This window comes from Streptomyces sp. NPDC012835, assembly GCF_042900885.1.
GTDB lineage: Bacteria > Actinomycetota > Actinomycetes > Streptomycetales > Streptomycetaceae > Streptomyces.
The window spans coordinates 182,620-195,838 of the sequence record NZ_JBIBBW010000009.1 but is presented as its reverse complement, the minus strand read 5'-3'; the positions used below and the strand labels follow the sequence as shown (position 1 = coordinate 195,838).

General features: G+C 71.7%; 10 protein-coding genes and 1 pseudogene. 3 read left to right on the top strand and 8 right to left on the bottom strand.

The window, feature by feature from the left end; genetic code table 11:
* Nucleotides 1-22 precede the first annotated feature (22 nt).
* Together ACFY6S_RS29770 and ACFY6S_RS29765 are read left to right on the top strand one after the other, a co-directional pair.
* The gene (locus ACFY6S_RS29770; RefSeq protein WP_388828231.1) at nt 23-1,021 is read left to right on the top strand and encodes an ABC transporter ATP-binding protein; all 999 of its coding nucleotides are present in this window, start codon (nt 23-25) and stop codon (nt 1,019-1,021) included.
* On the top strand, nt 1,008-2,021 hold the full coding sequence (locus tag ACFY6S_RS29765) for an ABC transporter permease (protein ID WP_388828228.1): 1,014 nt from the start codon (nt 1,008-1,010) through the stop codon (nt 2,019-2,021). The genes ACFY6S_RS29770 and ACFY6S_RS29765 overlap by 14 nt, the downstream gene beginning before the upstream one ends.
* Before the next feature lie 87 nt (nt 2,022-2,108).
* Here the strand turns inward: ACFY6S_RS29765 and ACFY6S_RS29760 are convergent.
* The 3 genes and pseudogenes from ACFY6S_RS29760 to ACFY6S_RS29750 all read right to left on the bottom strand — a co-directional run.
* Nucleotides 2,109-3,038: pseudogene (locus tag ACFY6S_RS29760) on the bottom strand (M28 family metallopeptidase); the annotation flags it as partial.
* A 271-nt stretch (nt 3,039-3,309) separates the two neighbouring features.
* Complete coding sequence (rarD, locus tag ACFY6S_RS29755) at nt 3,310-4,386, bottom strand: EamA family transporter RarD (protein ID WP_388828225.1); 1,077 nt, start codon at nt 4,384-4,386, stop codon at nt 3,310-3,312.
* A gap of 137 nt (nt 4,387-4,523) precedes the next feature.
* Complete coding sequence (locus tag ACFY6S_RS29750; protein WP_388828222.1) at nt 4,524-5,384, bottom strand: SDR family oxidoreductase; 861 nt, start codon at nt 5,382-5,384, stop codon at nt 4,524-4,526.
* A gap of 111 nt (nt 5,385-5,495) precedes the next feature.
* On the opposite strand from ACFY6S_RS29750, the gene ACFY6S_RS29745 reads away from it, so the two are divergent.
* Complete coding sequence (locus ACFY6S_RS29745) at nt 5,496-5,945, top strand: winged helix-turn-helix transcriptional regulator (RefSeq protein ID WP_388828219.1); 450 nt, start codon at nt 5,496-5,498, stop codon at nt 5,943-5,945.
* A gap of 67 nt (nt 5,946-6,012) precedes the next feature.
* Here the strand turns inward: ACFY6S_RS29745 and ACFY6S_RS29740 are convergent, their stop codons facing one another.
* From ACFY6S_RS29740 to ACFY6S_RS29720, 5 genes are all read right to left on the bottom strand, one after another.
* Entirely contained in the window at nt 6,013-7,089 is a 1,077-nt protein-coding gene (locus tag ACFY6S_RS29740) for a 2-oxoacid:ferredoxin oxidoreductase subunit beta (protein ID WP_388828216.1), read from the bottom strand.
* The gene (locus ACFY6S_RS29735; RefSeq protein WP_388828213.1) at nt 7,082-9,058 is read right to left on the bottom strand and encodes a 2-oxoacid:acceptor oxidoreductase subunit alpha; all 1,977 of its coding nucleotides are present in this window, start codon (nt 9,056-9,058) and stop codon (nt 7,082-7,084) included. Before ACFY6S_RS29735 ends, ACFY6S_RS29740 begins: the two co-directional genes overlap by 8 nt.
* 316 nt (nt 9,059-9,374) lie before the next feature.
* Entirely contained in the window at nt 9,375-10,034 is a 660-nt protein-coding gene (locus ACFY6S_RS29730) for a response regulator (protein WP_388828585.1), read from the bottom strand.
* Between the two features lie 286 nt (nt 10,035-10,320).
* Nucleotides 10,321-11,634 (bottom strand): sensor histidine kinase, encoded by a 1,314-nt coding sequence (locus tag ACFY6S_RS29725; protein ID WP_388828210.1) that lies wholly within the window; start codon nt 11,632-11,634, stop codon nt 10,321-10,323.
* Nucleotides 11,635-11,907: 273 nt separating this feature from the next.
* Complete coding sequence (locus ACFY6S_RS29720; RefSeq protein WP_388828207.1) at nt 11,908-13,122, bottom strand: sensor histidine kinase; 1,215 nt, start codon at nt 13,120-13,122, stop codon at nt 11,908-11,910.
* Nucleotides 13,123-13,219: the final 97 nt, after the last annotated feature.

The following is a 13,219-nucleotide window of genomic DNA, read 5'->3' as shown; positions in this document are numbered from 1 at the left end:
CGAAGGCGAAGGGGGTCTGGAGATGGCGGATCTCGTCGGACGGGACACCGGCTCGGCCCCTGAGTCGCGCGCCGGGGCGGACACGGCCGAGGCGGTCATCGAGACACGCGGCCTGACGAAGCGCTACCGGGGCGGACAGCTCGCCGTCGACCGCCTCGATCTGACCGTGCCCGCCGGGAGCGTCTTCGGCTTCCTCGGCCCCAACGGCTCCGGCAAGACCACCACGATCCGGATGCTGCTGGGCCTCATCGAGCCGACAGCGGGCTCCGCCGCCCTGCTCGGCCGCCCGGTGCCGCGCTCGGCCCGCGCCGTACTGCCGCAGGTGGGAGCCCTGATCGAGGGGCCCGCGCTGTACGGGTATCTGACCGGCCGGGACAATCTCGTACGGTACGACTCGGCCGACCCGAGCGCCGACCCCCGCACCCGGAGCGCCCGGGTCTCCGCCGCCCTGGACCGCGTCGGGCTGACGGCGGCGGCGGGAAAGAGGGCGCGGGCGTACTCCCTCGGTATGAAGCAGCGGCTCGGGCTGGCCGCCGCGCTGCTCCGGCCCCGGCGGCTGCTGGTGCTCGACGAACCGACGAACGGGCTCGACCCGCAGGGCATGCGGGAGATCAGATCGCTGGTGCGGGAGCTGGCGGCGGACGGCACGACGGTCTTCCTCTCCTCCCACCTCCTGGACGAGATCGAGCAGATCTGCACGCATGTCGCCGTGATGACCAAGGGGCGGCTGATCACCGAGGGGACGGTCGCGGGGCTGGCGGCCGGTGCCCGGAGCCGACTGGGCGTCACCACTCCCGATCCGGGTGCGGCGGCCCGCGTCCTCAAGGAGCGCGGCGCCGCCGATGTGGTGGTGACGGAGGACCGGCTGACCTGCGAGCCCCCGGCGGGCGCGGATCTCGCGGAGCTGAACGCCGCGCTGGTGCTGGCGGGGGTGCGGGTGAGGGCGTTCGGCCCGGAACACGCCTCGCTGGAGGACGCGTTCGTGGCGCTGACGGGGGAGGGGTTCGATGTCGCGGGCTGAGGCGGCCGGGGGCGCCGGCACGGCTGGGGCGGACAGGACGGCCGGGGCGGACGGGACGGCCGGGGCGGTCGAGGTATCCGGTACGGCTGGGGCGGTCGGGCCGGTTGAGGTGTCCGGGACGGCCGGGGCGGTCGACGGCGTGGGCGGGCGGCCGCCCCGGCCGTGGTGGACGCTCGGGCTGCTCCGCTCCGAGCTGGTCATCACCTTCCGGCGCGGGCGCACCCTCGCCCTGCTGGGCGTGCTCGCCGCCGTACCCGTCCTCATCGGTATCGCCGTGAAGATCGAGACGGGCGGGGGCGGCGGGATGGGCGAGGGGGCCGCCGCGCACGGACCCGCCTTCCTCACCCAGATCACCAACAACGGCCTGTTCCTCGTCTTCGCCGCACTCGCCGCGACGCTGCCCGTCTTCCTCCCGATGGCCGTGGGCGTGGTCGCGGGCGACGCGATCGCCGGGGAGGCCCACGGCGGCACGCTGCGCTATCTGCTCGTGGCACCGGCGGGCCGGACCCGGCTGCTGCTCGTCAAGTACGCGGCCACGACGGCTTTCTGCGTGGCGGCGACGGCGGTCGTGGCGGTCTCCGCGCTCGTCGTCGGCGCGCTGCTGTTCCCGCTCGGCGAGGTCACCACGATCTCGGGCACCCGGATCTCGTTCGGTGACGGGCTGATACGGGCCCTGCTGATCGCGCTGGTCGTCGCCGCCTCACTGATCGGCCTCGCGGCGGTCGGCCTGTTCGTCTCCACGCTCGCCGACAGCGGTGTCGCGGCCATGGCGGCGACGGTCGGGCTGCTGATCACGGTGCAGATCCTGGACACGATCCCGCAGTTGCGCGCGGTACAGCCGTATCTCTTCTCGCACTACTGGCTGTCGTTCGCGGATCTGCTGCGCGCGCCCTTCTACTGGGACGACATCCTCACGAACCTGGGAATCCAGGCGCTGTACGCGGCGGTGTTCGGCTCAGCGGCGTGGGCGCGGTTCACGACGCGCGACATCACGGTCTGACCCGCAACCGGGCCGGGTGCGCACCGCCCGGCGCGGAGCCGGTGGGTACCGTCCGCCGGACGGTACCCACCGGCCACCAGGGGCTCAGCTGGCGCCGGACAGCGACCAGACGGCGTACGCGATGGCGTCGCTGTTGCGGTCGAGGGCGGTGTCGCTGATGTTCGCCGTGGTGTCGCACGAGCGGTGGTAGCAGCGGTCGAAGGCGATCCCGGAGGTGCCGCCCCACTTCTGCGCCTGCGCGGCGGTCTTGATGTAGTCGGCGCCGCTGAAGAGGCCACCCACCGGTATGCCCGCGTTCTTGAACGGGGCGTGGTCCGATCGTCCGTCGCCCTCGGTCTCGATCTCGGTGGGGATGCCGACACCCGCGTAGTAGTTCTTGAAGGTCTGCTCGATCGTCGGGTCGTCGTCGTAGACGAAGTAGCCGGGGTTCGGGGAGCCGATCATGTCGAAGTTGAGATAGCCGCTGATCTTCGCCCGGTCGGCGGTCGCGAGGCTGTTGACGTAGTACCGGGAGCCGACCATGCCCAGCTCCTCCGCGCCCCACCACGCGAAGCGGAGGTGCTTCGTGGGCTTGAGCTGCGCCCGCGAGACGGCGAGAGCGGTCTCCAGCACGGCGGCGGAGCCCGAGCCGTTGTCGTTGATGCCGGCGCCCGCGGTCACCGAGTCCAGATGCGACCCGGACATGACAACCTGACCCGTGTCGCCGCCCGGCCAGTCCGCTATCAGGTTGTATCCGGTGGAGCCGCTGGAGGTGAACTGCTGCACGGTGGTGGTGAACCCCGCCGCGTCCAGCTTGCCCTTCACGTAGTTGACCGACGCCAGATAACCGGCCCTGCCGTGGGCGCGATTGCCGCCGTTGGCCGCCGCTATGGATGAGAACTGGGTCAGGTGCGCCTTGACGTTGGCGACCGGTATGTCGGGCGCCGCGAGGGTGGGGGCGGCGGACGCGCTCGGCGCGGTGGTGGCGATCAGCCCGGCGAGCGCGAGACCGACGACGGCGGGAACGGAGAACTTCATGGGGGGCTCCGGTTTCCGTACGGGAATGGGGGGTGGAGCGTCGAACGCCCCACGACGACAACGACGTGAGGCGTGCGGGTGGGACTGGTGTGGCGAGTGGTACCGGTGCGGTTCGGGGTGGAACGTACGGGTACGACGTGCGGATGCGGCGTGCTGAATGGTCAACGAGAGCTTGACCCCCCGTCAAGAGCCTTAACCGGTCACCGGTGTCCGCTGACCGAACAGCGGCCGGGCCGCACGGATGGGGACCCGCCCGCCCCCCGCCGCCGGGTCAGGCGCGGGGCTCCGGCGACGGCGCGGCGACCGGGGCCGCCTCCTGCCCCCGTTCCTGCCCCTGCCTTCGCGCCTGCCCCTGCCCCCGCCCCTGCCCCTGCTCCTGCTCCTGCCCCTGCCCCTGCCCTCGCGCCTGCTCCGCTGCCGTCCGCCGCGCGGCCCGCGCCGCCAGCCGCAGCGCCTCGCCCCGGTTGCGGCGGGCCGTGCGCAGCGCGTCCCAGGTCAGGATCGTCAGCGCCAGCCAGACCAGCGAGAATCCGGCCCAGCGCTCGGCCGGCATCGCCTCGTGGAAGTACGTGATGCCCAGCAGGAATTGGAAGACCGGAGCCAGATACTGGAGCAGCCCGAGCATCGACAGCGGCACGCGGATGGCCGCCGCGCCGAAGCAGATCAGCGGCACCGCGGTGACCAGGCCCGTGCTGGCGAGCAGGGCCACATGGCCCGGGCCCTGCGAGCCCATCGTGGCCGCGCCGGTCGCGCTCAGCCACACCAGATAGCCGAGCGCGGGCAGGAACAGCACCGCCGTCTCGGCCGCCAGCGACTCCAGCCCGCCGAGGTTGATCTTCTTCTTGAACAGTCCGTACGTCGCGAACGAGCAGGCGAGGACCAGTGAGATCCACGGCGGTCGCCCGTATCCGAGAGCGAGGACCAGCACCGCGACGACGGCGATGCCGACCGCCGCCCACTGGGCCGCCCGCAGCCGCTCCTTGAGCAGCAGGACACCCAGGGCGATGGTCACCAGCGGATTGATGAAGTACCCGAGGGACGCTTCCACGACCCGGCCGGAGTTGACGGCCCAGATGTAGACGCCCCAGTTGACGGTGATCGTGGAGGCCGCCACGGCGATCAGCGCGATCTTGCGCGGCTGCCGCAGCAGCTCCCGTATCCAGCCCCAGCGGCGCAGCGCCAGCAGGGCGATCACGACGACGCCCAGCGACCAGACCATCCGGTGGGCGAGGATCTCCATCGCCTCGGCCGGCTGGAGGAGCGGCCAGAAGAGCGGCACCAGCCCCCACATGACATAGGCACCGACCCCGTACAGCAGTCCTGTCCGCTGTTCGCCGTCCGTCTTCACTCGGCCCTCCCCGTCCCACGCGCGCCGTCCCCGTCGGGACATGCGAATCCTCGATGAAGGTAGCGCCGCGCGGGTCGGGATGTCATGTTCGTATCGTCATACGGTCATGACGCCGGGAGAGCGTCGTGCTGGTGGTGTCAGCCCTTGACGGCCCGGGCCACCGACTCCGCGAGCGGGGTGGTCGGGCGGCCGATCAGTCGTGCCAGGTCACCGGGTGTGGCGGCGAGCCGGCCGCGCCCGATCGCCGCGTCCACGTCCACCAGGATCGCGGCGAACGGCTCCGGCAGGCCCGCCCCGGTGAGGATGGAGAGGAGCGTCTCGGCCGGCACGTCGTTGTAGACGATCGTGCGACCGGTCTGCCGGGACAGCTCGGCCGCGTACTCCTCGAAGGACCACGCCGTGTCGCCGCTCAGCTCGTACGCCTTGCCGAGGTGCCCCTCGCCGGTCAGTACGGCGGCGGCCGCCGCCGCGTAGTCCGCGCGCGTCGCCGAGGCGACCCGGCCGGTGCCCGCGGCCGCCACGACGGCGCCGTGCTCCAGCACCGGGGCGAGGTTGTCCGTGTAGTTCTCGGTGTACCAGCCGTTGCGCAGGAAGGTGTACGGCAGCCCGGAGTCCAGGATCAGCTGCTCGGTGACCTTGTGCTCGGCGGCCAGCTCGAAATCGGCCTCGGGGCCGCCCAGGACGCCGGTGTACGCGAGCTGCGCCACCCCCGCCTCCTTCGCGGCCTCGACGACGGCGGTGTGCTGCGCCACCCGCTGCCCGACCTCGCTGCCGGAGACCAGCAGGACGCGGTCGCCGGACCTGAAGGCGTCCTTCAGCGTCTCGGGGCGGCTGTAGTCGGCGGTCCGCAGCTCCACGCCGAGCGCCCCGAGATCCGCGGCCCTGTCCTTGTTCCGTACGGCGGCGGCGATGCCGTCGGCCGGGACATCGGCGGCCAGCAGGGCTTCCACGACGAGACGGCCGAGGTGTCCGGTGGCTCCGGTGACGACGATGCTCATGGGGGGATTCTCCAGTTCGTGCGTATTCGCTGGGATTCGTTGCGCTCTGCCGCTCACCCTACGACGCACACTAACCAATCGAAAGTACCCACTTTGAAGTAAGGTACTGGAATGAACGTGAGCGGCGGTCCGATACCTGACGTCAACCGGGCGATGTGCCCCTCCCGGCTGGTTCTGGAGCACGTGACGAGCCGCTGGGGCGTGCTGGTGCTCGCCGCGCTGCTGGAGCGCCCGTACCGCTTCAGCGAGCTGCGCCGCGAGGTCGGCGGCGTCAGCGAGAAGATGCTCGCGCAGACCCTGCGCACGCTGGAGCGCGACGGTTTCGTCCACCGTGACGCCAGGCCCGTCATCCCGCCGCGCGTCGACTACAGCCTCACCGGTCTGGGCCGGGAGGCCGCCGAGCAGGTGTGGGGGCTGGCGCGCTGGACCGAGCGGCGGCTCGACGAGGTGTTCCGGGCGCGGCAGGCGTACGACGAGACGCGCGCCCGTGCCGACGGAGCGGCAGGCACCGATGGCGCCCATGCGCGGCCCCGCGCCGACGACAAGGCCCGGACCTCCTGACAGGCCAAAGGCCCGGACCTCCTGACAGGACAGGAGGTCCGGGCCTCGGGGGAACTTCCGGCGCGTCTCAGCCGACGACGGTCCAGGTGTCGCCGCCCGCCAGCACGCTCGACAGGTCGCCCTTGCCGTGCCGCTCGACCGCCGCGTCCAGCTGGTCAGACATCAGCGTGTCGTAGACGGGCCGCTCCACGCTCCGCAGCACCCCGATGGGCGTGTGGTGCAGCGTGTCGGCGTCGGCGAGCCGCGACAGCGCGAACGCGGTGGTGGGGCTTGCCGCGTGCGCGTCGTGGACCAGGATGTCCGCCTCGTTCTCGGGCGTCACGGCGACCACCTCCAGGTCGCCGGTGGCGCGGTCCCGTACGACACCCTTGGCGCCGTCGGTGCCGAAGCGGATCGGCTGCCCGTGCTCCAGCCGGATCACGGCCTCCGCCGCCTGGTCCTTGTCCTTGAGGACCTCGAAGGCGCCGTCGTTGAAGATGTTGCAGTTCTGGTAGATCTCCACCAGCGCCGTGCCCGGGTGCTCGGCCGCCTGCCGCAGCACCTCGGTGAGGTGCTTGCGGTCCGAGTCGACCGTACGGGCCACGAACGACGCCTCCGCGCCGATCGCCAGCGACACCGGGTTGAAGGGCGCGTCGAGCGAGCCCATCGGCGTCGACTTGGTGATCTTCCCGACCTCGGAGGTGGGGGAGTACTGGCCCTTGGTCAGTCCGTAGATCCGGTTGTTGAACAGAAGGATCTTCAGATTGACGTTTCGGCGCAGCGCGTGGATCAGGTGGTTGCCGCCGATGGAGAGCGCGTCGCCGTCGCCGGTCACGACCCAGACGGACAGGTCCCGGCGCGAGGTGGCGAGCCCGGTGGCGATGGCCGGCGCGCGGCCGTGGATCGAGTGCATCCCGTAGGTGTTCATGTAGTACGGGAAGCGGGAGGAGCAGCCGATGCCGGAGACGAACACGATGTTCTCTTTGGCGAGGCCGAGTTCCGGCATGAAGCCCTGGACGGCGGCGAGCACCGCGTAGTCACCGCAGCCGGGGCACCAGCGGACCTCCTGGTCGGACTTGAAGTCCTTCATGGACTGCTTGGCCTCGGCCCGGGGGACCAGCGTCAGCAGCTCGTTGGTGATCGCCGAGGTCGTCGTGTCAGGCATCGATGGCCTCCTTGAGGGCCGTGGCGAGCTGTTCGGCCTTGAACGGCATGCCGTTGACCTGGTTGTACGAGTGGGCGTCCACCAGGTACTTGGCTCTGAGCATCGTGGCGAGCTGGCCGAGGTTCATCTCCGGCACCACGACCTTGTCGTAGCGGCTCAGCACCTCCCCGAGATTGCGCGGGAAGGGGTTGAGATGGCGCAGATGTGCCTGGGCGATCCGGACGGAGTCCTTGCGGAGCCGGCGTACGGCGGCGGTGATCGGCCCGTACGTGGAACCCCAGCCCAGCACCAGGGTGCGGGCGCCGTCCGGGTCGTCCACGTCCAGATCGGGCACCTGGATTCCGTCGATCTTGGCCTGGCGGGTACGCACCATGAAGTCGTGGTTGGCCGGGTCGTACGAGATGTTGCCCGTGCCGTCCTGCTTCTCGATGCCGCCGATCCGGTGTTCGAGACCGGGCGTCCCGGGCACGGCCCACGGGCGGGCCAGGGTCTGCGGGTCGCGCTTGTACGGCCAGAACACCTCGGTGCCGTCGGCCAGTTGGTGGTTGGGGCCGGTGGCGAACCGGACCCGCAGATCGGGCAGTTCCTCGGTCTCCGGGATCCGCCAGGGCTCGGAGCCGTTGGCGAGGTAACCGTCGGAGAGCAGGAAGACCGGGGTGCGGTAGGTCAGCGCGATCCGGGCGGCGTCCAGGGCCGCGTCGAAGCAGTCCGCCGGGGTGCGCGGCGCGACCACCGGGACGGGGGCCTCGCCGTTGCGCCCGTACATCGCCTGGAGCAGGTCGGCCTGCTCCGTCTTGGTGGGCAGCCCGGTGGAGGGGCCGCCGCGCTGGATGGCGACGACGAGCAGCGGCAGCTCCAGCGAGACCGCGAGCCCGATCGTCTCCGACTTGAGCGCAACCCCGGGGCCCGAGGTGGTGGTGACGGCGAGCGAACCGCCGAAGGCCGCGCCCAGCGCCGCCCCGATGGCGGCGATCTCGTCCTCGGCCTGGAAGGTCCGTACGCCGAAGTTCTTGTGCTTGGACAGCTCGTGCAGGATGTCCGAGGCCGGGGTGATCGGGTACGAGCCGAGGTACAGCGGCAGGTCCGCCTGGTGGCCGGCGGCGATCAGACCGTAGGAGAGCGCCAGGTTCCCCGAGATGTTGCGGTAGGTGCCGGTCGGGAACGCGGAACCGGCCGGGGCCACCTCGTAGCTGACCGCGAAGTCCTCGGTCGTCTCGCCGAAGTTCCAGCCCGCGCGGAACGCGGCCACGTTCGCCTCGGCGATCTGCGGCTTCTTGGCGAACTTGGCGCGCAGGAAGCGCTCCGTGCTCTCCGTCGGCCGGTGGTACATCCACGACAGCAGCCCGAGCGCGAACATGTTCTTGCTGCGCTCGGCCTCCTTGCGGGAGAGCCCGAACTCCTTGAGCGCCTCGATCGTCAGCGTCGTCAGCGGCACCGGGTGGACCTGGTACGCGTCGAGCGAGCCGTCTTCGAGGGGCGAGGTCAGATAGCCGACCTTGGCCATCGGGCGCTTGGTGAACTCGTCGGTGTTCACGATGATCTCGGCGCCGCGCGGCACATCGGCGATGTTGGCCTTCAGCGCGGCCGGATTCATCGCGACCAGCACGTTCGGCGCGTCACCCGGCGTGAGGATGTCGTGGTCCGCGAAGTGCAGCTGGAACGAGGACACGCCCGGCAGGGTCCCTGCGGGCGCCCGGATCTCGGCGGGGAAGTTCGGCAGGGTCGACAGGTCATTCCCGAACGACGCCGTCTCCGAGGTGAACCGGTCACCCGTCAGCTGCATCCCGTCGCCCGAGTCGCCTGCGAAACGGATGATCACCCGGTCGAGACGGCGGACCTCCTTCTCGCCCGTACCCTCTCGTGCGGGGTCGCGCCGCTCGGCGCGCTGTTCACCGACGGCGCGGTCGTGCTCACTCGCGTCGTCGGCCTCATCGGCCTGCTCGGCCGGGCTACTGACCTGGCTGGTCACTGAACTGGACCTCCTTCGAGGCGGCGGCTCGGGACCGGCCGGCCGCCCGGCGGTCCCGGAGGCCACCCTACGTCGGTAAGGGTCGCCTTCCCTTGACCGGTCGAATGGTGGACATCGTTTTGAGACGCCCCGGCGCACCAATTTGTCATGATTTGCAGTTGTCTAGGCCCTGGAAGTGAGCGGTTGTGCTCTCATCCTTTAGTTCTAGGGCTTCTGGTCCGCCCGTGCCGGGGCTTCTGGACTTCGGGGCCGGAACTTCACGGCTTCGGGACTTCGGACGGGTCGGGTATTCCGGATACGCCGGACCTGGGACGCGTCAGGACTTCAGATAGGTCAGGACCGCCAGCACCCGGCGGTGGTCGCCGACGCTGGGGGAGAGGCCGAGCTTCAGGAAGATGTTGCTGACGTGCTTCTCGACCGCGCCGTCGCTCACCACCAGCTGCTTCGCGACCGCCGAGTTCGTCCGGCCCTCCGCCATCAGCCCCAGCACCTCCCGCTCGCGCGGCGTCAGTCCGGCGAGTACGTCCTGTTTACGGCTGCGCCCGAGCAGCTGGGCCACCACCTCGGGGTCCAGGGCCGTACCGCCCCCGGCGACCCGGACCACGGCGTCCACGAACTCCCTGACCTCCGCGACCCGGTCCTTCAGCAGATAGCCCACGCCCCGGCTGCTCGCGGCCAGCAGCTCGGTGGCGTACTGCTCCTCGACGTACTGCGACAGCACCAGCACCCCGACCCCGGGGTGCTCCTTGCGCAGCCGCACCGCCGCCCGTACGCCCTCGTCGGTGTGGGTCGGCGGCATCCGTACGTCCGCGACCACCACGTCCGGCAGCTCGCCCCGGTCCGCCAGCTCGCCGACGGTCCTGACCAGCGCCTCGCCGTCCCCCACCCCGGCGACCACCTCGTGCCCGCGGTCGGTGAGCAGCCTGGTCAGGCCCTCCCTGAGCAGCACCGAGTCCTCGGCTATGACCACCCGCACTCTGTCGTCCTTGTCCCTCATGTGATCCGAAGCCCCCACTGCCGCAATCCGTCCCGTCCCCGCGGCGCCCCGGTGGGGCACCCGTGGACTCCAGCATCGCAGCATCACGATCGCCGCGCGCCCACCCTCCGGGTATCGGGCGCGCGGACGAGGGGGCGCGCGGTACGCGCGTGGGGCGCGGTACGGACCCGGGGCGCGGTACGGACCTGGGCGCGCGGGGCGGGCGCCGCGGGGCGCGGGGCGGTGACGGGTGCCGGTCACGGTTCGACGGGGCGGCGCCGGGTGCTCAGCCGCGCCAGGGCAGCTCCGCCGTGACCGTCGTCGGGCCGCCGGCCGGGGAGTCCACGACCAGGACGCCGTCCACCGCGTCCAGCCGCTCCGCGAGCCCGGCGAGCCCGGTGCCGGCCGCGATGTCGGCCCCGCCCCGGCCGTCGTCCGTGACCTGGAGCATCAGCCGGCCCTCCGTGTGCCACACGTCCACCGAGGCGCGGCTCGCCCGGGCGTGCTTGCTGACGTTCTGGAGCAGCTCGGAGACGGTGAAGTACGCGATGCCCTCGATCGCCGCCGCCGGCCTGCCCGGCAGGTCGACCTCCACCCGTACCGGTACGGTGCAGCGCGAGGCGAGGGAGGAGAGCGCCGCGTCGAGCCCCCGGTCGGTGAGGACGGCGGGATGGATGCCGCGCGCGAGGTCGCGCAGCTCCCGGAGGGCCACCTTCACCTCGCCGTGCGCCTCGTCCACCATGCGCGCCGCCGCCTCCGGGTCCTCCAGCAGCTTCTCCTTCGCCAGCCCCAGATCCATGGCGAGGGCCACCAGCCTGGCCTGGGCCCCGTCGTGCAGATCGCGTTCGATGCGGCGCAGGTCGGCCGCCGCCGTGTCCACCACCACACCCCGGTCCGACTCCAGCTCCGAGACCCGGCCGGCCAGCAGCGAAGGGCCGAGCAACCCGACGACCAGGACCCGGTCCACCGTGGTCAGACCGCGGATCAGCCAGGGGGAGGCGAGGACGAACACCAGCCCCACGGCGCTGGTGGCGGCGATGTCGAACGGGGTGTCGAGATAGATCTGATGGCCCTGTCCGTCGGAGAACAGCGCGATGCCCGAGGGCCCGGAGTTCTCGGGGAACACCCACTGCCACAGCGGATAGAGGAACAGCGCCCAGCCGACGGACCAGAACGTCACCGCCACCGAGAAGGCGAACACCGCCCACGGGAAGTGCAGTACCGCGTACATCAGATGGCGCCAGGACGCCCCGCTCTTGAGCACCGCGCCGATCCACGGCATCAGCCCGCTCTTCCCGCCCCGGGCCGGCGCCGGAGTCGCCACCTCGACCCGCAGCAGCTCCCGCGCCCTGGCCCGCTCCAGCGCGCCGAACCCCCGGCAGCCGATCAGCCCGACCGCCAGGAGCGGTATGCCGATGAAGGTGACCAGCAGCCCGGCGCTCAACGAGATCATCGTGATCGCGTAAGCGAACAGGACCGTGCTGATCGGCAGGCTCAGCAGCACATAGCCCAACTCCCGCCAGGCACGCCCCTCGACCGGCGCGCGCAGGACCTGGGGGAGGAGACGGGGGCGCGGTTGCGACGCGTGATCCGTGGCCATCGGTGTCGTCCGTTCTGGAAGCGAGGAAGCGAGGAAGGCGGGGAAGGCGGGTAAGGCGGGGCAGCGGGGAAGGCGGGCGGTCCGTCGGTCGGAGACCGGGAGCGCGTGATCAGGGATGCGGTGCCGGGCGATCGGGAGGTGCCCCTGGGGCCGCCCCCTCCGCTGCCGTCCATGCTGCCGGGGCGCCGCCCCCGCGCACCATGAGGCCGGTCGCCCTCTTCGCCCTGGGGTTTTCCCCACCCCCGGAGCCACCGGGCGCCCGCCCGGGGCCCGTCAGGTCCGGTCGCGCTCGCGCCACGGCAGTTCCGCCGTGACGACCGTCGGGCCGCCGGCCGGGGAGTCCAGTACGAAGAGACCGTCGACCGCGCCCAGCCGCTCGGCCAGCCCGGACATCCCCGTACCGCCGTCCAGCCGCGCGCCGCCCCGCCCGTCGTCCGTGACCTGGAGCATCAGCCGGTCGTCCGTGCGCCACACGTCGACGGCTGCGCTCCGCGCCCCGCTGTGCTTGCTGACGTTCTGGAGCAGCTCGGAGACGGTGAAGTACGCGATGCCCTCGATCGCCTCGGCGGGCCGCCCGGCCAGATCCACCGTCACCCGCACCGGTACGGTGCAGCGCGAGGCGATGGAGGAGAGCGCCGCGTCGAGCCCCCGGTCGGTGAGGACGGCGGGATGGATGCCGCGCGCGAGGTCGCGCAGCTCCTGGAGCGCGAGCTTGACCTCGCCGTGCGCCTCGTCGACCATCGCTGCCGCCGCCTCCGGGTCCTCCAGCAGCTTCTCCTTCGCCAGCCCCAGTCCCATGGCGAGGGCCACCAGCCTGGCCTGGGCCCCGTCGTGCAGATCGCGTTCGATGCGGCGCAGGTCGGCCGCCGCCGTGTCCACCACCACGCCCCGGTCCGACTCCAGCTCGGCGATGCGCCGCTCCAGCTCGTCCGAGGGCGACAGCAGCCCGCGCACCATCGCCCGGTCGGCCTGGGTGAGGCCGCGCACCAGATACGGCAGCACCGGCCACAGCACGAGCAGCCCCACCAGAGTCACCGCGAACGTCACCACCCCCCAGGGCAACCGGATGAACGAGTACAGCAGCGTCCGCCAGGCCACCGGATCCTTCAGCCCGGTCCACACCCGGCTCAGCACCCCCTCGGTACGCCGCCCCGCGCCCCGCCCGCGCCCCCGGCTCTTTCCGTACAACGGACTCGGCTCGTCGATCCGTACCCCCAGCAGCGCCCGCGCCCGCGCACGCTCCCAGCGGCCGAGCCACCGGGCTCCGGCCAGACCGCACACGAGCCACGGCAGACCGATCACCGTGACCGACAGCCCCACCCCGGTGGAGACCGTGACGACGGCGTACAGGAAACCGAGCAGCGCCACCGGGAAGTTCGTCAGAAGATGCGCGACCTCCTTCCACGTGTGCCGGTCGTAGCCGAAGCGCACGGGCGGGGGCCGGTCGTCGCCGGGGAGGCTGCTGTTCACGGGTCTGCTCACGCTCATAAGGATCCAGCGTGCCCGGCGGGGGTGCCGTACGCCATGGGGTGGCTCGGTGCGGGCGACATGGGGCTACCCCCCCCTGTGTGCCCCTGCTCACCCC

Bases quoted from the DNA above. Each gene is read 5' to 3' on its own strand.
- ACFY6S_RS29745 (WP_388828219.1), top strand. From the start codon at position 5,496: ATGAACGTGAGCGGCGGTCCGATACCTGACGTCAACCGGGCGATGTGC.
- ACFY6S_RS29750 (WP_388828222.1), bottom strand. From the start codon at position 5,384: ATGAGCATCGTCGTCACCGGAGCCACCGGACACCTCGGCCGTCTCGTC.
- ACFY6S_RS29765 (WP_388828228.1), top strand. From the start codon at position 1,008: ATGTCGCGGGCTGAGGCGGCCGGGGGCGCCGGCACGGCTGGGGCGGAC.
- ACFY6S_RS29770 (WP_388828231.1), top strand. From the start codon at position 23: ATGGCGGATCTCGTCGGACGGGACACCGGCTCGGCCCCTGAGTCGCGC.
- ACFY6S_RS29725 (WP_388828210.1), bottom strand. From the start codon at position 11,634: ATGGCCACGGATCACGCGTCGCAACCGCGCCCCCGTCTCCTCCCCCAG.
- ACFY6S_RS29740 (WP_388828216.1), bottom strand. From the start codon at position 7,089: ATGCCTGACACGACGACCTCGGCGATCACCAACGAGCTGCTGACGCTG.
- ACFY6S_RS29720 (WP_388828207.1), bottom strand. From the start codon at position 13,122: ATGAGCGTGAGCAGACCCGTGAACAGCAGCCTCCCCGGCGACGACCGG.